Raw genomic sequence first — 26,475 nt, forward strand, 5'->3', positions numbered from 1 at the left:
GCAGAGATAGAAGCCGGTTGCCCGAGGGTAAACCGCCAGAACTGAAAGATGTTTTGCAGGGATGAAAAGCCGCTCAGGCAGGAAGTTCGTCCGGTCGCAAAAGCGTCCGCTGAGCCGGATTCAATGCCTTGAGTGCGGCCTGAACGAAGCCCTCGCGCGCCGCCGAAGCCTCCAGGCCGCGCGGCTCATAAACATGGCGATGCAGAAAGAATCCGGTCAGACGGAACGCGGCCGCGAGGCTTTCGAAATCAGCCGCCTGGTTTTCCTGCGCGCTCAGAAAAGCCGGCAGAATCAGCATCTTGTCGGCCCAGGGCTCTCCGGCGGCGCGGCTGACGGCACGGCCGGATTTCGGCGAGACATAGGCGAGATCGGCGCGGCTGCCGGTGGCCGCGCATTCGGTCAGGTCCAGCCCGAAGCCGAGATCGTTGAGCACCGCCAGCTCGAAGCGCACAAACAGTTCCCCGGCATCGGCGGGATTGTGGAGATGATCGAGGATGATTTCCAGCGCCTCGAAGAGATGCGGATGCGGATCGCGCTCCGGCAGCAGGCGCAGGAGCGCACCCATGGCCTGCACGCCGTAGACGGCGGTCGCCGTTTCCATCAGCCGGGCGGCGCGCAACTTGACCGGCTCGAGGCGGAATTCCCCGAGATGTTCGTCCAGCCGGGCACGCCAGGTGACTTCCACCTCGTTGCCGGGCTGCAGCACCGGCTGCATGGTGCGCGAACGGCCGGAACGGACGAGGCCGAGATGGCGGCCGCGCTCACGCGTCATCACCTCGGCGATGACGCTCGTCTCGCCGTGGCGCTTGACGCCAAGAATGATCGCCTGGTCCTGCCATTGCATCGGAAAACCGTCCTTCAGCCCCGCCGGTTCATTCTAGAACACGGCTCGAACTCTGTCATTCAGCCGGCGACGGGAAAAGCTTCTGGAGGAAGTCGCGCATCGCATTCTCGTCGAAAGGCTTGACGAGAAGGGGCACGTCCTGAAGGTCGGTCGGGAAATCCTGCGTATCGGAATAACCGCTGACGAAGCCGAACGGGATATTGGCAAGCGACAGGTCGCGCGCGAAATCGAAGCTCATCGCCTCTCCCAGATTGACGTCGAGAAGCGCGAAATCGTAATCGGCGCCCTGGATGGCGTCCCTCGCCTGATCGAGGCTGTTGGCGATATCGATCGTGTCGGCGCCAACGAGACGCAGGATATCCTCGGCCTCCATGGCGATGATCAGACTGTCTTCCAGGACCAGAACACGGGTTCGTGCGTTCATGATCTCCATGCCCCTCGTGAAGCGCAAGAATTGCAGCGCTTCGACCTTTTTGCAAACATCATTCCGTCGGTGCCCCGCCTGGACCGTTGACGGCGGCTGCCCGCCTTCAACTGAATAGCCACATTTTCGCCTCCGGTCGATAAAAACGAAAGTCGGAGGAAAGATGACGCGACATTATTTTTCCCGGCGCCGATTTGCATTTAAAAAAGACATCGGCGCCGGCCGGTCCGGACAGGAAGATTGCGAAGCCTGTCGCGATGCTTCGCAACTGCGCGCCGCCTTCTGCGGAACGTTTTGCGCCGCCTGTTTCAGATGAAGGGGCGTTTTGCCTCGTGCAGCCCTTCCCAGCCGGCCACCTGCATCAGCCCCTCCCCGTCCAGCACGTCGCAGCCGCGCTCCTGCCAGCGGATCAGGTTGCGGCCCGCAAGCTTCTTCAGCGTCTTGTTGGTGTGGACGATCGAAAGGCCGAGCGTATCGGCAATATGCTGCTGCGTGATCGGGATGACGTTGCGGCCGTGGAACAGGCTGAGCTTCCTGGCGCGCTCGAACAGGAAGGCAATGAGATAGGCGGCTCTTTCGAGCGCCGTGCGGCGGCCGATGCTCAACAGGTGTTCGTCGAGAATGCGCTCCTCCTGCGCGGCGATCCAGGTAATGTCGAAGGCGAGCGACGGGTGCCTGTTGTAAAGGCTCATCAGCTTGTCGCGCTCGAAGACGCAGAGTGTCACCGGCGACAGGGCTTCGACCGAATGCTGCATCTCGCCCATGATCGTGCCCTGCAGGCCGATCAGGTCGCCCGGCATGACATAGTTCAGGATCTGCCGGCGGCCATCCTCCAGCATCTTGTAGCGGAAGCCCCAGCCCGAAAGCAGGGTGAAGAGATGGGCGCTGTGGGCGCCCTCCACCAATATGGTCGCGCCGGCATCGACGGCCAGTTCGCCCCGCTTGAACTTCGATACGAAGTCCAGCTCGTCGCGGCTGAATTCGCGGAAATGCGGCAATGGCCGCAACGGACATTGCTCGCAGGGGGTCTTGAAGGAATGGGTGGGTCTTGCCGTCGCCATCTGGTCCCCGCCGTCGCAAAAACCGGCGCCGCAGGGTGCGGCGCCGTTGGCGGATCAATGCGCGGGCAGGCCGAATGGTTCCCCGCAACAGGCCGCGATTTTCGCACGGAAACAAGGGGCTGGACGCCGCTTGTTGCAGCCCTAATGCGGGAATTCGAGGCCCATCTCGCGGAAGCGCTCGGGATCGTCGCCCCAGTTCTCGCGCACCTTGACGAACAGGAAGAGATGGACCGGCTGTTCGAGGATTTCGGACAGTTCGCGGCGGGAGGCCGAGGAGATCGCCTTGATCGTTTCGCCGCCCTTGCCGAGCGCGATCTTCTTCTGGCTGTCGCGCTCGACATAGATGACCTGTTCGATGCGCACGGAACCGTCCTTGCGCTCTTCCCATTTCTCCGTCTCGACATGCGAGGAATAGGGAAGCTCCTGATGCAGGCGCAGGAAGAGCTTTTCGCGGGTGATTTCGGCGGCGAGCTGGCGCATCGGCAGATCGGAAATCTGGTCTTCCGGATAGTACCACGGGCCTTCCGGCAGGGTCTTTGCCAGATAGTCCATCACGTCGTCGCAGCCCGAACCGTTTTCGGCCGAGATCATGAAGGTCTGCTCGAACGCGATCTTCTGGTTGGCGGTGGCGGCGAGCGCCAGAAGCAGTTCGCGGTTGACGCGGTCGATCTTGTTGAGAACGAGGATCTTCTTCTGCGGAACATCCTTCAGGCCTTCGAGGATGGCTTCGGCATCGCCGCGCAGACCGCGCTCGCTGTCGATCAGCAGCATGATGAGATCGGCATCCTTGGCGCCGCCCCAGGCGGATGTCACCATGGCGCGATCGAGCCGGCGGCGCGGCTTGAAAATGCCGGGCGTATCCATGAAGACGATCTGCGCGTTGTTGTGGATGGCGATGCCGCGCACGATGGCGCGCGTCGTCTGCACCTTATGGCTGACGATCGACACCTTGGCGCCGACGAGGCGGTTGACCAGGGTCGACTTGCCGGCATTGGTCGGGCCGATCAGGGCGACAAAGCCGGAATGCGTCGGATGGCTTTCAGCAGCGCCAACGGCTGCCATTTCGTTTTCTTCTGTCATTGATCCCGTCAATTTCCGGCAGATGTCGGCTGCCAAATGCCTTCGCGCTCGAGCATTTTCGTCGCGGCGACCTGTTCTGCGGCGCGCTTGGAGCGCTCCACGCCCGTTTCCGGCGCAACGCCGGCGACTTCCACAGTCACCTTGAAGCGCGGATCATGATCCGGTCCGCTGCGTTCTTCAACCCGGTAGACGGGTGTGACGCCATATTTGGCGTGCGACCATTCCTGGAGCTCGGTCTTGGCGTCGCGGCGGGCGCCGTCGGCGCGCACCGCCCTGCCCTCCCAATAGCGCAGGATGAAGCGGCGCGCGACTTCCAGGCCGCCGTCGAGATAAAGTGCGGCGATCAGGCTTTCGACCACGTCGGCGCGCACGTTCATCATGCGCTTGCCGGTGAGTTTCTTCACGTCGGCGCCGGTGCGGATATAGAGGTGGAGGTTGAGTTCGTCGGCAACGGCCGCGCAGGTTTCGGCGCTGACGAGCTGGTTCAGGCGCACGGAAAGCTCGCCTTCGGTGGCCGTGCCGAAGGTGCGGAACAGCAACTCGGCGATACAGAGGCCGAGAACCCTGTCGCCGAGAAATTCAAGCCGCTCGTAATTGCCCTTGTCGGTGCGCGCGCTGGCATGGGTCAGCGCCCGGTCCAGACGTTCCTTCCCGGCAAATTCATGCCCGATCAGGCCTTCAAGCTTTGCGCGGTCCGCCGCCGAGAGCGTCTGCGCCTTGCTCATTCAACAACCTTGAAGAGGCGGTCCCAGCGCATGTTGGTCGGCCATTTCCAGATTTCGCGGAAGGACGTGTCGTTGCCGAGCGAGAAGAAGATGACGCTGGCGCGGCCGACGAGGTTTTCCGCCGGCACGAAGCCGACATCGAAGCGGCTGTCGAGCGAATTGTCGCGGTTGTCGCCCATCATGAAGTAATGGCCTTCGGGGACGATGAACTCGCGGGTGTTGTCGCCGCGCGAAACCGGGGACTGGTCGAGCGTGTCGTAGGTCTTGCCGTCATCGAGCGTCTCGCGGAAGACCGGCACGTCCTGGCCCGGATCGAGCTTGTAGTCGGAGGTGAAGGTGCCATCGGGCACTTTGGGAACCGGCTTGCCGTTGATGTAGAGAATGCCGTCCGTCACCTGGATATGGTCGCCCGGCAGGCCGACGACGCGCTTGATGTAATCGACGTCGGGATTGGGCGGGAAGCGGAAAACGACGATATCGCCGCGCTTGGGATCGGAGCCGAAAATGCGGCCGCTGAAAATGTCGGGCGAGAAAGGCAGCGAATATTTCGAATAGCCGTAAGCAAACTTGTTGACGAAGATATAGTCGCCGACCAGCAAGGTCGGCATCATCGAGCCCGAGGGGATGGTAAAGGGCTGGAACAGCACAGTCCTGATGACCATTGCCAGGACGAGAGCCTGGATGATGACCTTGATATTTTCCCAGAGGGCATTCGGCTTGGCTTCGACTTTTTCGGACACGCAGTCTTATTCCTTCAAGACGCCGTGAAGGCGCATTACTTTCTGACGTTCTCTCTAGCGGCTTCGACCGGTTGCGGCAATAACGACGACATTAAAAGCGACGAGAGATCGCTATCATACGGCATCCGGCAGCGCCTCGATGATCACAAAAGCCTGAGCCAAGGGATAATCATCGGTTATTGTCAAATGAATGGCGGCCTTGTGGCCCGCCGGCAGCATGGCCATGAGAACGGCCGCGGCGCCGCCGGTCAGGTTCATGGTCGGCTTGCCGCTCGGCAGGTTGACGACGCCCATATCCTTCCAGAACACGCCCTGCGAAAGCCCGGTGCCGAGCGCCTTGGAGCAGGCCTCCTTGGCGGCGAAACGCTTGGCGTAGGATTCGGCGCGGTTGGCGCGGCGGTCCGAGCGGGCGCGCTCGACCTCGGTGAAACAGCGATGGGTGAAGCGGTCGCCGAAACGCTCGATGGATTTCTCCACGCGCCTGATGTCGATGAGGTCGCTGCCAATGCCGATAATCATGCGGGAGCCTTTCGGGACGGTTCGCTTGCGGCTCAGACGGTCGGCATCTCGCCGGCGGGATCGGAGAGCCTGAGACGCGCGCGCTCCATCAGCCGGGCGCGGCGACGCGCCTGAAAGCCTCTCACGGTGTAGAATGTCAGGATATAAAGCGCAACCGAGGTGACGGCGGCCGGCGGGATGGCGCCGATCAGCATCGGCTCCAGCACCGGCTTCCACAATTCGGTGAAATGCAGCTGGCGGAAGAGTTCGGCGAGATCGATCGTCTGCCCGGCCATCTGGTCCTGCCGGCTGAGCAGCAGATGCCCCACTTCCCAGGTGATGCCCCAGATGAAGGGATAGGTCAGCGGATTGCCGAAGGCGGCACAGCCAAGCGCTGCCGCCACCATATTGCCCGACAGGAAATAGGTGATGACGAAGGCCATGACGAAATGCACGCCGATAAAGGGTGTCCACGAAACGAAGACACCCGCAGCGACACCCACCGCAACGGCGTGCGGCGAGGCAGTCAGGCGCAGGACGCGCATCATGAGATATCTGGGCGGGCGCAGAAAACCCTTGCGAGGCCATACGAGCTCTCGCAGCTTCTCTCTAAAACCCGCTGGTTTGCGACGGCGAAACAACATGGCGCGTATTTAGTGCAGCGCACCGGACCATGACAAGAGCGGCAAATGGAACCGCTTAACAGACAGGCCGTCTATTCTACTCTTCTTCCAAGGGGCGCAGATCATGCATAACGCCCCCTTCCTTACTTCAAGTATATTTCAACGGTCAGCGATTGCGGAACATGCCGCGATCGACCTGGCGCTGACGGTATTCAAGATCAATACGGTCATGCGAGCCGTTGAGATATGCCATTTCACGTTCCTGAGCGGTCGGAGCGCGAAGGGCGCGGGCGAACTTCCTGATCGGTTCAAACATTGCTTTGCCTCATCTTCGTTTCATTTTCTGATGACCAGAAGATAGGCGCGGCAATGGTTAATTACCAACGCTGTAACCTGAACACAGCCATGCAGTATGCGCATTGCTCGCCATTTCAATATACCCTTTCGGCCATGAAATGATCACAAAATATGCAAAACGCAATTTTGCGAAGCGCGGGACTTCGAGAGAATCCTACTCGTAGAGGCGCCGCACCGTGGCGATGCAGTCCAGATCCTTGAGCTGGGCGAGCAGCTGGTTCAGCTGGCGCAGGTCCCAGACCTCCACTTCCAGCACCATTTCCGTGAAGTCGGCGGCCACGCGCACCGTGTTGAGCATGCGGATATTGACGTCGAGGCCGGCGACCGACTGCGCCACCTTGGCGAGCGTGCCCGGCTCGTTCAGCGCATTGACCATGATGCGGGCCATGAAGCGGGACTTGTTGGCCTCGTCGAGATCCCAGCGCACGTCGATCCAGCGATCCGGCTGGTCGTCGAAGCGCTGCAGCGACGGCGACTGGATGGGATAGATGGTGATGCCCTTGCCCTTTTCCATGATGCCGACGATGCGGTCGCCGGGTACGGCGCCGGTCGGCGAGAACTTGACGTCGACATTGCCGGAGAGGCCCCGGATCGGCACGATATCGGGATCGCTCTCGGTGGAGGCGCGCTCGCCGTCGAGATCGGTCTTGGACTTGCCGGGGATCTTGAAGATCATGCCCGAAGCGCTGCGGACGTTGAACCAGCCTTCGTCGCCGGCCGGCTTGACGGTGACGCGCTCGTCCTGATGGTCGGGATAGACGGCGCGCAGCACGTCGAGCGAGGACATCTCGCCGCGGCCGACGGCGGCGATCGCGTCTTCCACGTCCTTCTGCCCCAGCCGGTGCAGCGCCGGCTTCATCGCCTCGCGCGAGAAGATCTTGCCGGCGCGCTCGAAGGTACGCTCCAGGATGCGATGGCCGAGGCCGGCATATTGCTTGCGGATCGCCATGCGGGTGGCGCGGCGGATGGCGGCGCGCGCCTTGCCGGTGACGACGATCTCTTCCCAGGCGGCCGGCGGCACCTGCACGCCGGAGCGGATGATCTCGACTTCGTCGCCGTTGTTGAGGCGGGTGACGAGCGGCATGATGCGGCCGTTGATCTTGGCGCCGACGGTCGTGTCGCCGATATTGGTATGCACCGCATAGGCGAAATCGATCGGGGTCGCGCCGCGCGGCAGGGCGATCAGCTTGCCCTTCGGCGTGAAGCAGAAGACCTGGTCCTGGAAAAGCTCGAGCTTGGTGTGTTCGAGGAATTCTTCGGGGCTGTCGCCTTCGGCCAGCGCCTCGATCGTGTGGCGCAGCCAGGAATAGGCATTGCTTTCGCGCGAGAGGATATCGCCGTCCGCATTGGTGGCGCCGTCCTTGTAGAGCGTATGGGCGGCAATGCCGAATTCGGCGATCTCATGCATGCGCTTGGTGCGGATCTGCAGCTCGATACGCTGCATGGACGGGCCGACGATCGTCGTGTGCAGCGAGCGGTAGTCGTTCTGCTTCGGCGTCGAGATGTAATCCTTGAAGCGGCCGGGCACGACGCGCCAGCGCGTGTGGACGATGCCGAGCGCGCGGTAGCAGGAGGGAATATCCTCGACGATGATGCGGAAACCATAGACATCCGAAAGCTGCTCGAAGGAGAGCGATTTCGACTGCATCTTGCGGAAGACCGAATAGGGCTTCTTCTGGCGCCCCTTCACATAGGCGCTCGTCAGCCCGTTGGCGATCAGCAGGTCGCGCAGTTCCGCCTCGATCTTCTTGACCAGTCCCTCGTTGCGCTTGGACAATTCCTCCAGGCGCTTGGTGACGGTCTCGTAGGCTTCCGGGTTCATGTGCCGGAAGGAAAGCTCCTCCAGCTCCTCGCGCATGTCCTGCATGCCCATGCGGCCGGCAAGCGGCGCGTAGATTTCCATCGTCTCTTCGGAAATGCGCGCGCGCTTTTCCTGCGACATGTGGTCGAGGGTGCGCATGTTGTGGAGGCGGTCGGCGAGCTTGACGAGCAGGACGCGTACGTCGTCGGAAATGGCAAGCAGCAGCTTACGCAGGTTTTCCGCCTGCTTGGCCTTCTTGGTGACGAGGTCGAGCTTCTTGATCTTCGTCAGGCCCTCGACCAGACGGCCGATATCCTCGCCGAAGAGTTCGTCGATCTCGGCGCGGGTGGCCGTCGTATCCTCGATCGTGTCGTGCAGGAGGGCGACAGCAATCGTCGATTCATCGAGATGCATGTCGGTCAGGATGGCGGCCACTTCGAGCGGGTGCGAAATATAGGGATCGCCGCTCGCCCGCTTCTGCTGGCCATGCTTCTGCATGGCGTAGACATAGGCTTTGTTCAGCAGAGCTTCGTTGGCATCGGGCTTGTATTTCTGAACCCGCTCCACGAGCTCGTACTGCCGCATCATTCCAAAGCCACTCCAATAAAATAAAAGGGCGCCAATCGCAGATTGGCGCACACATGGGCAATATTATGCCTAAGAATTACAGGCGCAAGATTGATGATTGGTAATCGTCGATCTTTTGCCGCGCGGGATGTCCCGGCCGCTCGAAGGCCGGGGACGCGCTTAGTAATCGTCGCTCTTTTCCGGCGGGACGAGGCCTTCGATACCGGCCAGAAGCTCTTCTTCCGACATCTGGTCGAAGGTGATCGTTTCCGGCAGGTCGTCCTGTTCTTCGCTGTCGGCGGCAGCAGCTGCACCGGCGGCGATCAGGCTTGCCGGATCGGGCTCGGGCTCGTCCACTTCCACATGCTTCTGCAGCGAGTGGATCAGGTCTTCCTTCAGGTCGTCGGGCGACAGGGTCTCGTCGGCGATTTCGCGCAGAGCCACGACCGGGTTCTTGTCGTTGTCGCGATCGATGGTGATCGACGCACCCTGGGAAATCAGCCGGGCGCGATGGCTGGCGAGCAGAACCAGCTCGAAGCGGTTCTCTACCTTGTCAATGCAATCTTCTACTGTGACACGGGCCATTGCCTGTCCTTTGCGGTCGTCTTTTCGGGATTAGGATGCCCGATACAATTAAAACCGGGCAAATTCAAGTTTTTCATTAGGGTCCCCTCGCCTTTATCCGCGACCAGTCTAAATTTCCATGCACAATATGACATTTCCACCGAAGGTTGCTTGGAATATCACGAATCGTGCCCTAAATCTTTCATATATGAATAATTCATAAAGTACGGAACAGCTCGACGCCACATTCACAAGCCGCTGTTTTTATTGGGCTAAGTGGCTTATGGATTTCGATTACTCTCTTTGGATTGGTAAGCGATGTTTGACCCACGCGAAAAAATTGCACTATTCATAGACGGCGCCAACCTCTACGCTGCATCCAAGAGTCTCGGCTTTGATATCGATTACCGCAAGCTCTTGAAAGCGTTTCAGAAACGCGGATATCTGCTGCGCGCTTACTACTATACCGCGCTAATCGAAGACCAGGAATATTCCTCCATCCGTCCGCTCATCGACTGGCTGGATTATAACGGCTACAAGGTCGTGACCAAGCCCGCCAAGGAATTTACCGACTCCATGGGGCGCCGCAAGATCAAGGGCAACATGGATATCGAGCTTGCGATCGACGCCATGGAACAGTCCGAAACGGTCGACCATCTCGTCATCTTCTCCGGCGACGGCGATTTCACCACCCTGGTCGAAGCGCTGCAACGCAAGGGACGCAAGGTTTCGGTCATTTCGACCATGTCGACCCAGCCGCCGATGATCGCCGACGACCTGCGCCGGCAGGCCGATCACTTCATCGATCTCCTGTCGCTGAAGGCCGAGATCGGCCGCGATCCCTCCGAACGTCCGCCCCGGCCTGCCGAAGTGGCGCCGGCCAGCGATTTCGAGGACTGAGCCCTTGCGGATCGCCTGACACGGCGGGCAGCGTCAGCCGTTATCCTTCAGAAGGCGGTTCTTCTGCCTGTTCCAATCGCGCTCCTTCTCGGATTCGCGCTTGTCATGCAGCTTCTTGCCCTTTGCCAGAGCGAGCTCAAGTTTGGCGCGGCCGCGATCGTTGAAGTAGATCTTCATCGGGATCAGCGTCATGCCTTCGCGGTTGATGCCCGCCCGCAGACGGTTGATCTCGCGTCCGGACAGGAGAAGCTTGCGGCGGCGGCGCGGCTCGTGGTTGAAGCGGTTCGCCTGCAGATATTCCGGCAGATAGGAATTGATCAGCCAGATCTCGCCATCCTCGTCCGAGGCATAGGATTCGGCGATATTGGCCTTGCCTTCGCGCAGCGACTTGACCTCGGTGCCCTTCAGCACCAGGCCGGCCTCATAAGTATCGATGATCTCGTAGTTGAAGCGGGCCTTGCGGTTTTCCGCAACGACCTTCTTCACGATACGCTGGCTGCCTTTGGGGGCCATGGCGATAATTCCATTCGCGGGGCGCGAATGCCGCGCCCTCATTTCCTGTGATCCAGAGCATTTCCGGCGAAAGCGGAGCGCCTTCAATGCTCTAGCCTATTGTTCCCTGCGCAATTCCGGACGCAAAACCGGTTCCCACTTTTGCTGGAATTGCTTTATGTAAGAGAACGGCCCGATCTTGTGAAGATGGGCCGATTTTCAACCTCAGTTGAGCAAGCCCGCGTGACGCATGGCGGCGTCGATTGCCGCTTCCGTCGAGGGCTCCAGCGAGGACATGAGCGGCGAGCGGACGGTGCGGCTCATGCGGCCAAGCTTCGACAGGCCGTATTTTGCGCCGCAGACGCCGGGTTCCATGAAGACGGCCTTGTGCAGCGGCATCAGCCGGTCCTGCAGCTCCAGCGCCTTGGCATAGTTGCCGGCAATCGTCGCGGCCTGGAATTCGGCACAGAGGCGCGGCGCGATATTGGCCGTGACGGAAATGCAGCCGATGCCGCCATGGGCGTTGAAGCCGAGCGCCGTCGCATCTTCACCTGAGAGCTGGCGGAAATCCTTGCCGCAGGTGATGCGCTGCTCGGAGACGCGCTCGATCTTGCCGGTCGCATCCTTGACGCCGACAATGTTCTTGTGGGCCTTGGCAAGCGCACCCATCGTCTCCGGCGTCATGTCGATGACCGAACGGCCGGGGATGTTGTAGATATAGATCGGCAGGTCGACGGCTTCGGCAATCGCCGAATAATGCGCAATCAGCCCCTTCTGCGTCGGCTTGTTGTAATAGGGCGTGACGACGAGCACGGCATCGGCGCCGACCTTCTGCGCATGCTGGGCAAGCTCGATCGCTTCGCGCGTGTTGTTGGAGCCGGCGCCCGCCATGACGGGCACGCGCCTGGCCGCGACCTCGATGCAGAGTTCCACCACCCGTTTGTGCTCGGCATGCGACAGCGTCGGCGACTCGCCGGTCGTGCCGACCGGAACGAGGCCGCTGCTGCCCTCTTCGATCTGCCAGGCGACATGAGCGGCGAAGCTGTCTTCGTCGACCAGGCCGGCAGCGGTGAAGGGGGTTACGAGCGCGGGGATGGACCCATTGAACATGCAAAGCTCCTCACGGCCGATATCCTTGCTTCAGCCGCATTCCATGAATAAGAGTTGCGCACCATAGAGCGGCAAAAAGGCCGCGACAAGCGCGCATGGATCGGTTTAGGGCAAATTCCGATAGCAAATGTGAATGAATTTTACCCAATGCGGTAAGCTTTCGTTAAGATGCCTCCAGCCAAATGGAGGGGCATGTTTTCGTTGCGAGTGATCCGGATGAAGAGAGCCGTTCTGATCCTGTCCGTCTGCGGCCTGGTGGCCGCGGCCTGGGGCAGCGCTGCATCGCAGCTTCCCGGCGAAAGCGCCCCCGTGCCTGCCGTCAAGCCGCTCGGTTTCGTGCCGGAAACCGCATCCTTCCCCGAGGCGATCACCACCGGCTCCATTCCGCGCAACGGCGCCATCGCCCCCGTCAACAGCGACCTGAAGGCCGGGCTCGACGCGCTTTCGGCCAAGGACCCGCAACAGGCGCTCGCCATTCGCAACACGATGGCGGCGGGAACGCTCGATCGCCATATCCTGACCTGGGCCATCGCGACATCGGGCCTGAGGGGCGTGCCCTCCTACGAGATCGCCAGTGCTTCGGACGAGCTTGCGGGCTGGCCGGGCCTGGAACGTCTGCGCGGCAATTCCGAGCGCGCGCTCCTGGACGAGAACCCCGCGCCCGCCGCCGTGCTGAACGCCTTCGGCGATACCGCGCCGGAGACCTGGCAGGGCGCGATCATCCTGTCGCGCGCGCTCGTGGCGACCGGCAAGCCGGCGCAGGCGGCGAAATATATCGGCAAGGTCTGGCGCGGACAGGCGCTCGACAAGGCCACCGAAGACAAGATCCTGGGCGAATTTTCCGGCCTGCTGACCGCCGCCGACCACAAGACGCGCATGGATTACCTGATGTATCGCGGCCGCGTGGCACAGGCCAAGCGCTTCGGCGACATGGGCCAGGCGCAGTCGCTCTACAAGGCCTGGGCTGCCGTCGACGCCAAGGCGGGCAATGCCGGCGCGCTGCTGAACGCGGTCGACGCGAAATGGCGCAGCGATCCGGGCTATCTCTTCGCGCGCATCGAATATCTGCGCAGGCAGGACAAATATCTCGAAGCCGCCAAGCTGCTGCAGCAGATCCCGCGCGACCGGACGGAGCTGATGAATTCGGGCGAATGGTGGAACGAGCAGCGGATCGTCAGCCGCGGCCTCGTCGACCAGGGGCAGTTCAAGGCGGCCTACCAGATCGTCGCCGCCTCGGTCGCCACGGTGCCGACGGATATCGTCGAGGCGCAGTTCCATGCCGGCTGGTATGCGCTGCGCGGTCTGCAGGACCCGACGACGGCCGAGACGCATTTCCGCAAGATCCTGCAGGTTTCGAACGGCCCGCTTTCGGTCTCCCGCGCCTGGTACTGGCTCGGGCGCTCGGCGGAAGCCGGCGGGCCGGGCAAAGCCAGCGAATTCTTCGCCAAGGCCGCGAATTTTCCGGGCACCTTCTACGGGCAGCTTGCAGCCGAAAGGCTCGGGCGAAAGACGCTTGACGTCACCTATCCGTCGCCGACGGCCCGCGACCGGCAGAATCTTCAGCAGCGCGAAGCCGTGCAGGCGATCGCACGGCTGGAGGCGGCAGGCCACGGCTGGCGGGCGGCCGCCCTCTATCTGGCGCTTGCCGACCAGCTTCAGAGCCCCGGCGAACTGGCGATCCTGACGGCCAAGGCCGAGCAGGCGGGCGACCATCATCTTTCGCTGCAGATCGGCAAGATCGCCTATGGGCGCGGCATCGATGTCGCAGCCCTTGCCTTCCCGGTCGGCGTCATTCCGGCCAACGCCAATATTTCCGGCTCCGGCAAGGCGCTCGCCTATGCGATCGCCCGCCAGGAAAGCGCCTTCAATCCAGCCGCCGTTTCGGCCGCCAACGCCCGCGGCCTGCTGCAGCTCCTGCCGGGCACGGCGCAGGCCGTCGCCAAGCGGCACAACATCACCTATTCCAAGGACAAGCTGACGGCCGATGCCGGCTACAACGCGACGCTCGGCGCGCATTATCTCGGCGAACAGATCCAAGCCTTCGGCGGCTCCTATATCCTCACCTTCATCGCCTATAATGCCGGGCCGAAGCGCGTGCCGGAATGGATCGGCCGTTACGGCGATCCGCGCGGCAAACCCGTCGACGAGATCGTCGACTGGATCGAGCGCATCCCCTTCCCCGAAACGCGCAACTACGTGCAGCGGGTGATGGAGAATTACGAGGTCTACAAGGCCCGCCTCGGGCAGACGCCCGATATCGAGCGCGACCTCGTCGGCGGCCGCAGCGCGACCTGAGCCGATTGGCGGATTGGCCGAAAGCGCGTTACATCTCGTTCCGATAGACGGAACGGAGATATCATGGGTGACGTGGTCGCAGGCGGTTTTACCGAAACATTCCACAGATCGGCCGACGGGCTGAGGCTTTACGCGCGCGACTACCGGCCGGCGGATGCCGGCCCCGGCAGGCTGCCGGTCGTCTGCCTGCCGGGCCTGACGCGCAATGCCCGCGATTTCCACGAACTCGCATTGCTCCTGTCGCGACACACAGCCTTGCCGCGGCGCGTCATTGCGCTCGATTATCGCGGACGCGGCCGCTCCGACCGGGACGACAACAAGGCGAACTACAATCCCGCCGTCGAATGCGGCGACGTGATTGCCGCCTGCGCCGCTCTCGGCATCGCCCGCGCCATCTTCATCGGAACCTCGCGCGGCGGGCTCATCCTGCATCTCATGGCGGCGATAAAGCCGGACCTGCTCGCAGGCCTCATCTTCAACGATATCGGCCCGGTCATCGAGCCGGCCGGGCTGATGGCGATCAGGGACTATCTCAACCGCGGCCGCCAACCGCAAAGCTGGAGCGAGGCCGTCGATATGCTCAAGGAGAATCACGGCGCTGCCTTTCCCGCACTCGCGCCCGCCGACTGGGAGGGCATGGCGCGGGCCATCTATCGGGATGAGGCGGGCATGCCCGTCGCCGATTACGACAGCGCCATTGCCGAGCAGCTGAAATCGATCGATTTCGGCAATCCCCTCCCCGACCTCTGGCCGCAATTCGAAAAGCTGGGCTCCGTGCCGCTGCTGGTTATCAGGGGCGAGAATTCCAACCTTCTGTCGCAGCAGACGGCGGCCGAGATGAAAAGGCGGCATCCGGCAATGATGCAGATCACCGCGAAGGGCCAGGGGCACGCGCCGCTTCTGCATCTTGCAGACATTCCGGAGGCGATTCATGCCTTCGTAAGCAGGCTCGACTGAGCCGGGCGAAGGGTTCGCCGCGGAATTCGCCCCTTCCAGACTGCCGAAAAGCCCCGGCCATCGGCACAAACGAAAAAGCCCGGCTCGAAAGCCGGGCTCTCCTGAATGACCGAAGTCAGATCAGATTAGAATGCGCGCTGCAGACGGAAGAAGCCCGTCGTGACGTCGTCGCCTTCATCCGGATCGAGGTAGTTGACGGTTGCCTTGGCAGAGAAGTTGTCGACGATCTGGTAATCAACCGTCAGACCAACCTTCCAGGCATCGTTGTCATCGTTGAACTCGTCACCGGTGATGCCGTAGTTGCCGTAGTACTGAGCAGCCGGAGTGATCTTCAGCTTGTCGGTAGCCTTGATGGCGTATTCGGCAGCGATAGCCCACTCAGACTTGTTGTAGTAGGCGTTCGGGTTGGACGAGTAGACAGCTGCGAGGCCGAGCGTGCCCGGGCCAACAGCAACGGTACCCATAGCGCGGACAGCGCCTTCTTCGTTGTCGGTGTCGTAACCAGCGGTGATCTGGTAGGTGAAGGCACCAGCCTTACCGCCGAGACCAACTGCTACGCCCCAGTTGTTCGGGGTTTCGCCGTCGTAGAACGGGCTGTCTTCCAGTTCGTCAACGCTGATGCCAGCGTAGAAGTCGCCGGTTTCGTACTGATAACGGATGGAGTTATGCAGGGTAACCGGGGAGCCGATGTCGTCCGTTTCGCCGGAGAGACCATCGTCCCACCAGGAGTAGAACAGACCAGCGCGGAAGCCAGCGATGTCGAGGTAAGCCGAGTCGAGCTTGGTCTGCTGGTTCGTTGCGTTGTCGGCATTAGCCTGGATAACGATCACGCCGGTGAGCGGGCCGTATTCGGTGTCGCTCTTGGCGGTGAACTGAACCTGACCACGCGTACGAGCGTCCCAGCTCGAGTCGTTTTCAACAAAGCCGCCGCCGGAAGCGCCGATCGAGCTTGCGCTCGGGCCAGCGTCAACCTGGAAACGGATGTAGCCGTTGATCTTCAGGCAGGTTTCGGTGCCCGGGATGTAGAAGTAGCCGGTGCCGTAAGCGTCGCAGACGCGAACGTATTCAACCGGTTCCGGCTCGGCTGCAACGATAGCGTCAGCAGCCTGAGCGCCGGAAACTACTGCCAAAGCGGCAGCAGAGCCGAGAAGAAGGCTCTTGATGTTCATAATGACCTCCAATTCAAGTTTCGATCGGAGGTAAGATCACGTCTTGCGACGTTTCCCTGCCTTACCCCCGGTGCTTTAGAAGTCGGGCGGTCAGGCCCTTGCTTCCGAGGCTGAAAATACAAGACGGCGGCTGTCACGCAATCACCAACTTGTGTTCAGGCGGGGTTTACGAAAGCCTTACCGAAACCCTGTTGCTGAAAGGCCACAAATTGGGCAACGGGGCCGCCGTTTGTTTAGGCTTCATTAAGAAAGCGCTTATTTTCCCGCTATTTATTGGGTTTTGCGAAGGGGCGGCGCGTGCCGCTGTGCCAAATCGGCACCACTTTTGCGCCTGATTCTTGCTGTTCGGCACGATCGGCAACCACTCGGGCGAGCCTGCTCGTCCTTCGAGCCGAAACCGATTTCAGTTTTCACGCGGGTCGGAACCGTTGATTCCCGCAGGCGATTCGGCGCGCGAAAGGGCCGATTCCGGCGTCCGCAGCCGTTGCGCGGATTAACGCGCGATCCGCGCTTCGCCTCCAGCCGGCCGGCCGAGCGGACCGGGGCATTGCCTTGCGGGCGGCGATTGACGCCGCATTCCTCACCTGTTATAAAAATCTTACAGGTGTTATAAATTCTTAAGAGAGGGCCAATTGAGGAGCCAGGGAGACCGGTTGCTGGAGATGCTGGCCGCGCTCGCCAACCCGCACCGCCTGCGGATCATGGCAGCGCTCCATGCGAACGGCCGCACCTATGTCAGCCAGCTTGCCCGCGAGATCGGCATCAGCCGGCCGCTCCTCCACCTTCATCTGCGCAAGCTTGAGGAGGCCGGCCTCGTGACCAGCCAGCTCGAGCTTTCCAGCGACGGGAAGGCACTCAACTTTTTCCAGACAGCGGCATTCGATGTCGCGCTCAATCCGGCTGCCATTGCGGATGCGGCGCGCTCGCTGAGCCCCTCCTCCAAGACCTCGGAACCTTGAAAGGATCTCCCATGGCCGATCGCACCAGCATATTCTTCCTCGTCACGGTCCTCGTGCTCGCCGTGATCCTGCTGATCTTCGCAATGAAATATGTCACAGGCGCGCGCACGGCGCGCCTGCGGATCGCAGGCGAGGACGCCTATCGCGATCTTGCTGCGCGCGCCGTGAAGTCCCAGGAGGAGAGTGCCGCCGCGCTGGCGGCCCTGTGCGGCAGCATTGCCGACATCCAGGGCCGCCTCGAGCGGGTCGAAAAGGTCCTCAAGGAGGTCGAGTGATGCTCTCGGCCGCCCGAACCGAGGAACTGTCGCAATTGCGCAGGATGCGCGCCGTGTCGCTGCTGGAGGGGACGACGCTTCTCCTGCTCGTCGGCGTGGCCGTTCCTCTCAAGCACCTTGCCGGCTACCCGGTCGCAACCCGCCTTGTCGGCCCGGTCCACGGCATCGCTTTCGTTCTCTATGTCTGGATGCTCATCCAGACCGTATCGATGGGCGGATGGTCGCGCGGCGAAACGGCCCGGATGGTGCTTGCGGCCTTCATCCCCTTCGGGGCCTTCCTCAACGAGCGGGCACTGGCGCGGCGCCAGTCGGCCCTTGCCGCTTCGGACTGAGGGCGCAGGCGATGGACTATCTCTGGCTCAAAGCCCTGCACATTGCCGCCGTCGTCACATGGATCGGCGGCATGCTGGTCGCGGCCGTGAGCATTGCGGCCGTGACTGAGGCCCGGGGCCAGCAGGAGATCGCGATCCGGTCCGCCTTGCTGGAGCGCGTGCGCCGCTGGGACCGGCGCGTGACGTCGCCGGCGATGCTGTTCGTCTGGATTCTCGGGCTGACGCTCGCGTTGACGGGCGGCTGGTTCCCGCAGATGTGGCTGCTGGCAAAGCTCACGCTGGTGCTGCTGCTCTCGGCGCTTCACGGCGTCCTGTCCGGCAGGCTGCGCAGGCTCGCGCACAGCCAAGAGCCTGCTCCCCCGGCCCTTCTGCGCCACGCCGGCGCGGCGGTCGTGATCGCGACATTCGTCATCGTCGCGATCGCCGTCACCAAGCCGTTCTAGAACTGTTTTTACCGATAGTCAGGCAATTGCGGCGCGGTTGCCGGGCAAGCGGGGCGGCCAAGCGTGCGGCATGGCTCTTGCCTGCGCCCGCTACAGCGACATGTTGCCATCAGGCGCCGCGCCATGGGAGGGCCACGATGAGCAGATTTCGGATTATCTTGATCGGCGGCATGCTGATCGGCCTGGCCACGCTGGTTTCGGCCTGCACGACGCAGCGGCCTGCCAATAGCCCCGACTTTCAATACCAGCCCGGGGACTCCGTCAATCCCGCGTGCGCCGACGGCTTCAGGCCGACCAACGCGCTTTCCTGCAGCTATTGAGGCGGTCAAGCCGGATCGCGAAGGCGGATGCCGGGGCCTTGCCGTTCAAGTCGATGAAGACGATGCCGGCATTGATCGGAGCGGGGTTTTATTTTCCGGCAGTCGCCGGGTCGAGCACTTGGGAAATGGCGGAGAAGATGGGATTCGAACCCACGATACGCTTTTGACGTATACTCCCTTAGCAGGGGAGCGCCTTCGACCACTCGGCCACCTCTCCGGTGGGAGCCCTGATATGGGTATTCGCCCATGCAATCAAGCTTTTTTTGAAGTTTTCACATGTCCTTTCCATGGAGCGCAGATGCCGCGCGGCCGTGCCGGAGGGAAAGCGCCTGCCGGCCCGGCCGGGCCGGCTCGGCCTTAGCCCAGCAATTGCTTCAGATCGGCGGCGGGATCGGCAAGGATCGCGCGGTCGGGATTGATGCCTGATTCCAGCATCTTCTTGCCCGTCACATAGGCCTTGGCATCGTTGATGGCATCGACGGCGATCAGCCGGCCCTCGCGGAAATACCAGACCGAGCTTGCGCCTTCGCGGGCGCCGGGGCGCAGCAGCGTATCGTCATAGCCCATGTTGAAGCCGGCGATCTGCAGCTTCACGTCGTACTGATCCGACCAGAACCAGGGCTTTGGGTCATAGGGTTCGCTGCCGCCGGCGATGACGGCGGCCGCGGCATCGGCCTGATCGACGGCGTTCTGCACGGATTCGAGCCGGATGCGGCCGCCCTGCCAGGGCAGGCTCGCGCAATCGCCGGCCGCAAAGATCGACGGGTCGGACGTGCGGGCGAATTCGTCGACGATGATGCCGTTGCCGACGTCGAGGCCGGCATCCTTGGCGAGAAGATCGTTGGGCACGACGCCGATGCCGACGATGACGAAATCCACCTCGATCGTGGTGCCGTCGGACAGCTCGGCGCCCGTCACCCGGCCGTTGCGGCCGACGAGATGCTTGAGGCCGGTCTTTTCGCGAATCGTCACATCATGGCTCCTGTGGATGGCGCGCATGATGTCTGCGGTTTGCGGGGCGGCGACGCGCTGCAGGATGCGGTCGGCCATTTCGATGACGGTCACTTCGAGGCCGAGATGACGGGCGACCGCGGCGGCCTCCAGCCCGATATAACCGCCGCCGATGATGAGCACGCGGCGGCCGGGGCGCATTTCCGCGGCCAGAAGATCGGCGTCGCGCTTGTCGCGGGCGACATAGACGCCCTCCAGGTCGCCGCCGATGGCCGCCGGCAGGCGCCGGGGCGTGGAGCCGGTGACGATTGCCAGCGTGCCGTAATCGAGCACGGAGCCGTCCTGCAGCAGGACCTGCTTCGTTTCGCGCCGGATCTGCTCGGCCCAGGTCGACAGGCGGATCTCGACATTATTGTCGGGATACCAATGTTCGGGACGGAACAGCAGGCGGTCGAAGGACATTTCGCCGAGCAGGTATTTCTTCGACAGCGGCGGGCGCTGGTAGGGAAGCACGTCTTCGGCGCCGATCAGCGTGATCGGCCGCGTATCCTTCAGCGCACGCAGCTTGGCTGCCAATGCGAAGCCTGCCTGCCCCGCGCCGATGATCACCAGTCTGTCCGTCACGATCTCACTCCCGAATTTCAGCCTTTCAACAGGGACAAGGCCTATCCCCTGCCCCAGGCGCCGTCAACGGAAGCGAGGGTCCGGCCTCAGCCGATCTCGATCCAGCGGCGCTCGTGGAAGGACTGTGCCATGGCATGAACCGACTTCTCTATCCTGAGACCGTCTTCGAATGTCACGATAGACGCCGGCTCTCCCGAAATCGCGCGGATCAGCTCGCGGCATTCGATGATCTTCAAGTCATTGAAGCCGAGGCCGTGGCCGGGGGCCGGAATGAAGCGATCGTAGGGCTGATGGGCGGGGGCTGCCAGTATCTTGCGGAAGCCCTGTTCGGAGCCGCGCCCTTCGGCCTGATAGAGCTCGAATTCGTTCATGCGTTCCTGATCGTAGAGGATGGAGCCTTTCGAGCCGTAGATCTGCAGCGCGATGCGGCCCTTGCGGCCCCAGGCGGCGCGGTTGGCCATCAGAACGGCGGAGATGCCGCCGCCAAGGCGCATCAGCACGTTGGCCGCATCGTGATTCTCCACCGGCCGGCGGCCGCCTTCCTTCAAAGGACGATCGGCATAGGGCCTGACCATATCGGTGGCGACGGCTTCGACATGGCCGAAGAGATACCAGAGCAGCGAGAGCGGATGGACGGCGAAATCGTCGAGCGCGCCGTAGCCGGCCGAAAGCTCGCTCTTCCAATAGAAGAGCGCGTCGGGATCGGCCATGAAATCCTCGTCCATTTCGACGCGGATATGGTTGACGGTGCCGATCGCGCCCTCGCCGACCAGCCTCTTGATATGCCGCATGAGGGGGTTCTGGATATAATTGTAGCCGAGCACGGCCACCTTGCCGGATCGCCTTGCCACCTGCAGCATGCGTTCGGCATCGGCATAGGCAGGTGCCATCGGCTTTTCGCACCAGACATGCTTGCCGGCCTCGAGCGCGGCGATCGCCATTTCGGCGTGGAACTGGTTGGGCGTGGTGACGGAGACGACATCGACGTCCGGATCGGCAATCAGCGCCCGCCAGTCGGCCGTCGCCTTCTCGAAGCCGAATTCGCCGGCGCGGGCGCTTGCCAGTTCGGCATTCGCTTCGGCAAGATGGACGAGGCGCGGGCGCTCGACATCGCCGAACACCGTTTTCACCGCATTCCATGCCAGCGCATGGCACTTGCCCATATAGCCGGTGCCGATCAAACCGATGCCGAGTGGCTTCATGTCAGGGTCTCCTCCTCAAATCCGCAGGATTTTTGGAATATTTGGATCATTTTGACAAGCAGGCCCTGATGCATCATTTCGTCCCGCCCCTTGCAAAACTGTCCAAAACCCTTGATTTTCAGCCTATTAAAAACAATTAGGCGGCTTCGCGGAAATCGTTTATGCTCCGAATTATGGAATATTTGTTTCATCTTCTGAGCCGCCAGCATGGATAGTGACCCCCAGAGAGCGCGGGTGCCGCGCGATTTCGAAAGCCTGCGCAGTACGATCATCGAACGGAAAGCAAGCATGCCGAAACGGCTGGCCCAGGTCGCCGCCTTTGCGCTCGCCAATCCCGACGAGATCGCCTTCGGCACGACGGCAAGCATTGCCGCCGCCTCGGACGTGCAGCCCTCGACGCTGGTGCGCCTTGCCCACCATCTCGGCTACGAGGGCTTTTCCGACCTGCAGAGCATTTTCCGCGAGCGGCTGCGCGACCGGACGCTGAGCTACGAGGAACGCCTCGTCACGCTGGAACAATCGGGCGGGGACGACGAGGATGCGACGCTTCTGACCGGCTTCATCTCGGCGGCCAGCCAATCGGTGAACCGGCTTGCGGCCACCGTGCAGACCGACACTTTCGCCAAGGCGGTCGATATTCTGGCGGCGGCCGAGACCATCTACCTCATTGCCAAGCGGCGCTCCTATCCGCTGACGGCGCACATGACCTACGCCTTTTCCAAGCTCAACATCCGCCACCAGATCGTCGCCTCGCCGAACGGCGTCGATCCGGAAATGGTGCAGTTCGCCACGCCGCGCGACGCGGCGATCGCGGCGAGCTTCTCGCCCTATGCGGCCGACAGCCTCAACCAGAGCCAGGAACTGGCCGATCGCGGCGTGCCTGTCATCGCCATCACCGATTCGGCCTTTTCGCCGCTGGCGGCCTGCGCCACGCACTGGTTCGAAATCGCCGAGGCCGATTTCGCCGGCTTCCGCTCGCTCTCGGCCTCCATGGCGCTGACCATGGCGCTGCCGGTTGCCATTGCCGAGCGGCGGCGCAAATTGCAGCATTCAAAACCCGTAAAGACCAAAATGGAATAAACATTCCGAATTGACAAAGAGACGGAACCGATGTTTCATTATTCAAAATTCGCGGACGGTCCAGGCCGCGTAAAAATCTAGCGGGAGGACATGATGGTACAATCGAATCCGGGCGAACAGCCGGAGCCGACGCTCGACGTGATCACCATTGGCCGCTCTTCCGTCGATCTCTACGGCCAGCAGATCGGTTCGCGGCTGGAAGATATCGGTTCGTTCGCCAAGTCCGTCGGCGGCTGCCCGGCCAATATCGCCATCGGCACGGCGCGGCTCGGGCTGAAATCGGCGCTGATTACCCGCGTCGGCGACGAGCAGATGGGCCGCTTCATCATCGAGCAGTCGGCGCGCGAAGGCGTGGAGACGAAGGGCATCAAGACCGACAGGGAGCGGCTGACGGCGCTGGTGCTGCTGGCGGTCGAGGCCGAAGGCGTCTCGCCGATGATCTTCTACCGGTCCGACTGCGCCGACATGGCGCTCGACGAAGGCGATATCGACGAGGATTTCATCCGCTCCTCGCGCGCTGTGCTGGTTTCAGGCACGCATTTCTCCCGCCCGAACACGGAGGCCGCCCAGCGCAAGGCGATCCGGCTTGCCAAGGCCAACGGCCGCAAGGTGATCTTCGACATCGACTACCGGCCGAACCTGTGGGGCCTTGCCGGCCATGCCGAGGGTTTCGAGCGCTACGTGAAGTCCGACCGGGTTTCCTCGAAGATGAAGGAGACGCTTCCCGATTGCGACCTCATCGTCGGCACGGAAGAGGAAATCCTGATTGCGTCGGGCGCCGACGACGTTCTCGGCGCGCTGAAGGAGATCCGCCGCCTGTCGCCCGCGACCATCGTCCTGAAGCGCGGGGCGATGGGCTGCATCGTCTATGACGGCCCGATCAGCGACAATCTCGAAGACGGGATCGTCGGCCAGGGTTTCCCGATCGAGGTGTTCAACGTGCTCGGCGCCGGCGACGCCTTCATGTCCGGCCTGCTGCGCGGCTGGCTGAAAGGCGAGCCGCTCAAGACCTGCGCGACCTGGGCGAATGCCTGCGGCGCCTTTGCCGTTTCCCGCCTGCTCTGCTCGCCGGAATATCCGACCTGGGCGGAGCTCGACTTCTTCCTGAAAACCGGCAGCAAACATCGCGCGCTGCGCAAGGACGAGGCGATCAACCACATCCACTGGGCCTCGACCCGCAAGGGCGATATCCCGCTGCTGATGGCGCTTGCCATCGACCATCGTTCGCAGCTGACAAGCGTGTGCGACGAACTCGGCGTCGACTACAAGCGGATCGTCGCGTTCAAGCGGCTGGCGGTGGAAGCCGCCGCCCGCGTCGCCGACGGCCGCAGGGGCTACGGCATGCTGATCGACGAGCGCTTCGGCCGCGACGCCTTTTTCGATGCGGCCAAGAAGGATTTCACCTGGATCGGCCGGCCTGTCGAGCTTCCCGGCTCCAAGCCGCTGCGTTTCGAATTCAGCCAGGATATCGGCTCGCAGCTGGTCGAATGGCCGCTCGGCCATTGCATCAAGTGCCTGTGCTTCTACCATCCGGACGATCCGGCCGCGCTGAAGAGCGAGCAGCAGGAGAAGCTGCGCACGCTCTTCGAGGCCGCGCGCAAGGTCGGCCGCGAGCTATTGGTGGAGATCATCTCCAGCAAGAACGGGCCGCTGACCGACGATACGGTCTCGACGGCGCTCGAGGAACTCTACGCGCTCGGCATCAAGCCCGACTGGTGGAAGCTGGAGCCGCAGGCGTCCGCCGGCGCCTGGAAGAAAATCGATGCCGTGATCGCCAGAAACGATCCTTGGTGCCGCGGGATCGTGCTGCTCGGGCTCGAGGCTCCCGCCGACGAGCTGGTGAAGGGTTTCGAGGCGACGCTGGCCGCTCCTTCGGTCAAGGGTTTTGCGGTCGGCCGCACGATCTTTGCGGAAGCGGCGCGCGGCTGGCTTTCGGGCAGGATCAACGACGAGGAAGCGATCGCCGACATGGCCGGCCGCTTCAAGCAATTGACGGAGGCCTGGCTGAAAACGCGCGGGCTTAACTGAGGATTAAACCCCTCCCCAACCCCTCCCCACAAGGGGGAGGGACTGAACCTGAGGCGGCGCCTCATGTCACAAGCAAGCGTTCTTGCGGATGCGAGGGTGTCATGAAGTGCGGAGAGGCGGCGGGTTAGCCCCTCCCCCTCGCGGGGAAGGGTTGGGCGGGAAAACAGATAGAGCGAAGGTTCGGGAGGACCCGATGGGCAAGACAATCCGTTTGACGATGGCGCAGGCCGTCGCGCATTTCCTCAAAAAGCAGATGACGATCGTCGACGGCAGGAAAGTGCCGATCTTCGGCGGCGTCTGGGCGATCTTCGGCCATGGCAACGTGGCCGGCATGGGCGAAGCGCTCTATCAGGTGCGCCACGAACTGCCGACCTATCGCGCCCATAACGAACAGGGCATGGCGCATGCGGCCATCGCCTATGCCAAGGCGAGCTTCCGCCAGCGCTTCATGGCCTGCACGACCTCGATCGGCCCCGGCGCGCTGAACATGGTGACGGCGGCCGGTGTCGCGCATGTCAACCGCATTCCCGTGCTCTTCCTGCCCGGCGACGTCTTCGCCAATCGCGCGCCCGATCCGGTGCTGCAGCAGATCGAGGATTTCGGCGACGGCACGGTCTCGGCCAACGACGCCTTCCGACCGGTCTCGCGCTATTTCGACCGCATCACGCGGCCGGAGCAGATCATCACGGCCTTGAAGCGCGCCATGCAGGTGCTGACCGACCCGCTCGATTGCGGCCCGGTGACGCTGTCGCTCTGCCAGGACGTCCAGGCGGAAGCCTTCGACTATCCGGAGAGCCTGTTCGAAGAAAAGGTCTGGACGGTGCGCCGTCCGCAGCCGGATGCCGACGAGCTTGCCAATGCGATTGCGCTGATCAAGGCGTCGCAGAAGCCGGTCATCGTTGCCGGCGGCGGCGTGCTCTATTCGCAGGCGACCAGGGAGCTTGCGGCTTTCGCCGAAGCGCACGGCGTGCCCGTCGTCGTCACCCAGGCCGGCAAGTCGGCAATCGACGAGCGCCATGCGCTGGCGCTCGGCTCGGTCGGCGTGACCGGCACGTCGGCGGCCAATGCGATCGCCGAGGAAACCGATCTGGTGATTGCCGTCGGCACACGCTGCCAGGATTTCACCACCGGCTCCTGGGCGCTCTTCAAGAACGAAGGCTTCAAGCTGCTCAGCCTCAACATCGCCGCCTATGACGCGCTCAAACATGACAGCCATCCGCTGGTGGCCGACGCGCGCGAAGGGCTGAAGGCGCTCTCGGCCGGGCTCTCCGGCTGGAAGGCGCCGGCAGCGCTTGCCGAAAGGGCAAGGAAGGAAAAGGCCGTCTGGATGGAGGCCGCCGCCAAGGCGATGGGCACGACCAATGCCGCCCTGCCCTCCGACGCGCAGGTCATCGGCGCGGTCGCCCGCTCGATCGGCGGCGAGAAGACCACGCTGCTTTGTGCGGCCGGCGGCCTGCCCGGCGAACTGCACAAGCTGTGGCCGGCCACCGTTCCCGGCAGCTACCATATGGAATACGGCTTCTCCTGCATGGGCTACGAGATCGCCGGCGGCCTCGGCGCCAAGATGGCGCATCCGGACAAGGAGGTCGTCGTCATGGTCGGCGACGGTTCCTACATGATGCTGAATTCCGAGCTTGCCACCTCGGTCATGCTCGGCCTCAAGCTCAACATCGTGCTGCTCGACAACCGCGGCTACGGCTGCATCAACCGCCTGCAGATGGCAACCGGCGGCGCCAACTTCAACAATCTCCTGAAGGACGCCTATCACGAGGTCATGCCGGAGATCGATTTCCGGGCGCATGCGGAAGCGATGGGGGCGATCGCGGTGAAGGTTTCCTCGATTGCGGAACTGGAACAGGCGATTGCCGATTCCAGAAAGAACGACCGCACCTCGGTCTTCGTGATCGATACCGATCCGCTCATCACCACGGATGCCGGCGGCCACTGGTGGGATGTCGCGGTGCCGGAAGTCAGCCCGCGCGGCGAGGTCAACAGGGCGCACGAGGCCTATGTCAAGGCGCGCGCCGCCCAGCGCGTCGGCTGATCCGTTTGCT

Annotated in this window: 27 protein-coding genes and 1 tRNA gene; 11 read left to right on the forward strand and 17 right to left on the reverse strand. The window is 62.6% G+C overall.

Annotated features, from left to right (window positions below):
* Window positions 1-73: 73 nt before the first annotated feature.
* The 11 genes from recO to rpoZ all read right to left on the reverse strand — a co-directional run bounded on the left by recO (window position 74) and on the right by rpoZ (window position 9,305).
* The gene (recO, locus tag ACU8HS_RS02790; protein WP_112565778.1) at window positions 74-844 is read right to left on the reverse strand and encodes a DNA repair protein RecO; all 771 of its coding nucleotides are present in this window, start codon (window positions 842-844) and stop codon (window positions 74-76) included.
* A 55-nt stretch (window positions 845-899) separates the two neighbouring features.
* The gene (locus ACU8HS_RS02795) at window positions 900-1,268 is read right to left on the reverse strand and encodes a response regulator (RefSeq protein WP_112705057.1); all 369 of its coding nucleotides are present in this window, start codon (window positions 1,266-1,268) and stop codon (window positions 900-902) included.
* Window positions 1,269-1,576: 308 nt separating this feature from the next.
* Window positions 1,577-2,329, reverse strand: coding sequence for a Crp/Fnr family transcriptional regulator (locus ACU8HS_RS02800; protein ID WP_112565775.1), 753 nt, complete (start codon window positions 2,327-2,329; stop codon window positions 1,577-1,579).
* Between the two features lie 141 nt (window positions 2,330-2,470).
* The gene (gene era / locus ACU8HS_RS02805) at window positions 2,471-3,409 is read right to left on the reverse strand and encodes a GTPase Era (protein ID WP_112565772.1); all 939 of its coding nucleotides are present in this window, start codon (window positions 3,407-3,409) and stop codon (window positions 2,471-2,473) included.
* Between the two features lie 8 nt (window positions 3,410-3,417).
* Window positions 3,418-4,134: a ribonuclease III gene (rnc, locus tag ACU8HS_RS02810; protein ID WP_112705014.1), complete on the reverse strand. Its 717-nt coding sequence runs from the start codon at window positions 4,132-4,134 to the stop codon at window positions 3,418-3,420.
* Entirely contained in the window at window positions 4,131-4,874 is a 744-nt protein-coding gene (gene lepB, locus ACU8HS_RS02815) for a signal peptidase I (RefSeq protein WP_112565766.1), read from the reverse strand. The genes rnc and lepB overlap by 4 nt, the downstream gene beginning before the upstream one ends.
* Window positions 4,875-4,988: 114 nt before the next feature.
* Window positions 4,989-5,393 carry a holo-ACP synthase gene (gene acpS / locus ACU8HS_RS02820; protein ID WP_447015361.1) on the reverse strand — a complete coding sequence of 135 codons (405 nt, stop codon included), beginning with the start codon at window positions 5,391-5,393 and terminating at the stop codon, window positions 4,989-4,991.
* Between the two features lie 32 nt (window positions 5,394-5,425).
* Entirely contained in the window at window positions 5,426-6,016 is a 591-nt protein-coding gene (locus ACU8HS_RS02825) for a DUF2062 domain-containing protein (protein WP_112565761.1), read from the reverse strand.
* Window positions 6,017-6,161: 145 nt separating this feature from the next.
* On the reverse strand, window positions 6,162-6,311 hold the full coding sequence (locus ACU8HS_RS02830; RefSeq protein ID WP_112565758.1) for a DUF3563 family protein: 150 nt from the start codon (window positions 6,309-6,311) through the stop codon (window positions 6,162-6,164).
* A 195-nt stretch (window positions 6,312-6,506) separates the two neighbouring features.
* Window positions 6,507-8,741, reverse strand: coding sequence for a RelA/SpoT family protein (locus ACU8HS_RS02835; RefSeq protein WP_112565754.1), 2,235 nt, complete (start codon window positions 8,739-8,741; stop codon window positions 6,507-6,509).
* Between the two features lie 159 nt (window positions 8,742-8,900).
* Window positions 8,901-9,305, reverse strand: coding sequence for a DNA-directed RNA polymerase subunit omega (gene rpoZ / locus ACU8HS_RS02840; RefSeq protein WP_112565751.1), 405 nt, complete (start codon window positions 9,303-9,305; stop codon window positions 8,901-8,903).
* A 297-nt stretch (window positions 9,306-9,602) separates the two neighbouring features.
* Between rpoZ and ACU8HS_RS02845 the strand changes: the two genes are divergently transcribed.
* A complete protein-coding gene (locus tag ACU8HS_RS02845) occupies window positions 9,603-10,184 on the forward strand; it encodes a LabA-like NYN domain-containing protein (protein ID WP_112565748.1) in 582 nt (193 codons plus the stop codon).
* Window positions 10,185-10,217: 33 nt separating this feature from the next.
* On the opposite strand, the gene smpB is transcribed toward ACU8HS_RS02845, so the two are convergent.
* Both smpB and dapA read right to left on the reverse strand, forming a co-directional pair.
* A complete protein-coding gene (gene smpB / locus ACU8HS_RS02850; RefSeq protein WP_112565745.1) occupies window positions 10,218-10,697 on the reverse strand; it encodes an SsrA-binding protein SmpB in 480 nt (159 codons plus the stop codon).
* Between the two features lie 204 nt (window positions 10,698-10,901).
* The gene (dapA, locus tag ACU8HS_RS02855) at window positions 10,902-11,786 is read right to left on the reverse strand and encodes a 4-hydroxy-tetrahydrodipicolinate synthase (protein WP_112754346.1); all 885 of its coding nucleotides are present in this window, start codon (window positions 11,784-11,786) and stop codon (window positions 10,902-10,904) included.
* Between the two features lie 216 nt (window positions 11,787-12,002).
* Here dapA and ACU8HS_RS02860 point away from each other — a divergent pair, with 216 nt between their 5' ends.
* A complete protein-coding gene (locus ACU8HS_RS02860; protein ID WP_112565740.1) occupies window positions 12,003-14,081 on the forward strand; it encodes a lytic transglycosylase domain-containing protein in 2,079 nt (692 codons plus the stop codon).
* A 63-nt stretch (window positions 14,082-14,144) separates the two neighbouring features.
* Window positions 14,145-15,038, forward strand: a complete 894-nt coding sequence (locus ACU8HS_RS02865; RefSeq protein ID WP_447015362.1) for an alpha/beta fold hydrolase — start codon at window positions 14,145-14,147, stop codon at window positions 15,036-15,038.
* Window positions 15,039-15,163: 125 nt separating this feature from the next.
* Here the strand turns inward: ACU8HS_RS02865 and ACU8HS_RS02870 are convergent, their stop codons facing one another.
* Complete coding sequence (locus tag ACU8HS_RS02870) at window positions 15,164-16,207, reverse strand: porin (protein ID WP_112754340.1); 1,044 nt, start codon at window positions 16,205-16,207, stop codon at window positions 15,164-15,166.
* Window positions 16,208-16,869: 662 nt separating this feature from the next.
* Between ACU8HS_RS02870 and ACU8HS_RS02875 the strand changes: the two genes are divergently transcribed.
* The 5 genes from ACU8HS_RS02875 (at window position 16,870) to ACU8HS_RS02895 (ending at window position 18,536) form a co-directional block, all read left to right on the forward strand.
* The gene (locus tag ACU8HS_RS02875; protein WP_377314637.1) at window positions 16,870-17,166 is read left to right on the forward strand and encodes an ArsR/SmtB family transcription factor; all 297 of its coding nucleotides are present in this window, start codon (window positions 16,870-16,872) and stop codon (window positions 17,164-17,166) included.
* Window positions 17,167-17,177: 11 nt separating this feature from the next.
* Complete coding sequence (locus ACU8HS_RS02880; RefSeq protein ID WP_447015363.1) at window positions 17,178-17,441, forward strand: hypothetical protein; 264 nt, start codon at window positions 17,178-17,180, stop codon at window positions 17,439-17,441.
* Complete coding sequence (locus ACU8HS_RS02885) at window positions 17,441-17,773, forward strand: DUF3817 domain-containing protein (protein ID WP_447015364.1); 333 nt, start codon at window positions 17,441-17,443, stop codon at window positions 17,771-17,773. The genes ACU8HS_RS02880 and ACU8HS_RS02885 overlap by 1 nt, the downstream gene beginning before the upstream one ends.
* An 11-nt stretch (window positions 17,774-17,784) precedes the next feature.
* A complete protein-coding gene (locus tag ACU8HS_RS02890) occupies window positions 17,785-18,216 on the forward strand; it encodes a CopD family protein (RefSeq protein WP_447015365.1) in 432 nt (143 codons plus the stop codon).
* Window positions 18,217-18,353: 137 nt separating this feature from the next.
* The gene (locus tag ACU8HS_RS02895) at window positions 18,354-18,536 is read left to right on the forward strand and encodes a hypothetical protein (RefSeq protein ID WP_112567246.1); all 183 of its coding nucleotides are present in this window, start codon (window positions 18,354-18,356) and stop codon (window positions 18,534-18,536) included.
* A 126-nt stretch (window positions 18,537-18,662) separates the two neighbouring features.
* Here the strand turns inward: ACU8HS_RS02895 and ACU8HS_RS02900 are convergent.
* From ACU8HS_RS02900 to ACU8HS_RS02910, 3 genes are all read right to left on the reverse strand, one after another.
* Window positions 18,663-18,753 (reverse strand) — tRNA-Ser (locus ACU8HS_RS02900).
* Window positions 18,754-18,893: 140 nt separating this feature from the next.
* Window positions 18,894-20,111: an NAD(P)/FAD-dependent oxidoreductase gene (locus ACU8HS_RS02905; protein WP_447015366.1), complete on the reverse strand. Its 1,218-nt coding sequence runs from the start codon at window positions 20,109-20,111 to the stop codon at window positions 18,894-18,896.
* 86 nt (window positions 20,112-20,197) lie between these two features.
* Window positions 20,198-21,313 (reverse strand): Gfo/Idh/MocA family protein, encoded by a 1,116-nt coding sequence (locus tag ACU8HS_RS02910; RefSeq protein WP_447015367.1) that lies wholly within the window; start codon window positions 21,311-21,313, stop codon window positions 20,198-20,200.
* Between the two features lie 207 nt (window positions 21,314-21,520).
* Between ACU8HS_RS02910 and ACU8HS_RS02915 the strand changes: the two genes are divergently transcribed.
* The 3 genes from ACU8HS_RS02915 to iolD all read left to right on the forward strand — a co-directional run bounded on the left by ACU8HS_RS02915 (window position 21,521) and on the right by iolD (window position 26,465).
* Window positions 21,521-22,393, forward strand: a complete 873-nt coding sequence (locus ACU8HS_RS02915) for a MurR/RpiR family transcriptional regulator (RefSeq protein WP_112567255.1) — start codon at window positions 21,521-21,523, stop codon at window positions 22,391-22,393.
* Window positions 22,394-22,486: 93 nt separating this feature from the next.
* Window positions 22,487-24,421 carry a bifunctional 5-dehydro-2-deoxygluconokinase/5-dehydro-2-deoxyphosphogluconate aldolase gene (locus ACU8HS_RS02920; RefSeq protein WP_447015875.1) on the forward strand — a complete coding sequence of 645 codons (1,935 nt, stop codon included), beginning with the start codon at window positions 22,487-22,489 and terminating at the stop codon, window positions 24,419-24,421.
* Window positions 24,422-24,614: 193 nt separating this feature from the next.
* The gene (gene iolD / locus ACU8HS_RS02925; protein ID WP_447015368.1) at window positions 24,615-26,465 is read left to right on the forward strand and encodes a 3D-(3,5/4)-trihydroxycyclohexane-1,2-dione acylhydrolase (decyclizing); all 1,851 of its coding nucleotides are present in this window, start codon (window positions 24,615-24,617) and stop codon (window positions 26,463-26,465) included.
* Window positions 26,466-26,475: the final 10 nt, after the last annotated feature.

This window comes from Rhizobium sp. KDH_Rht_773_N, assembly GCF_052946295.1.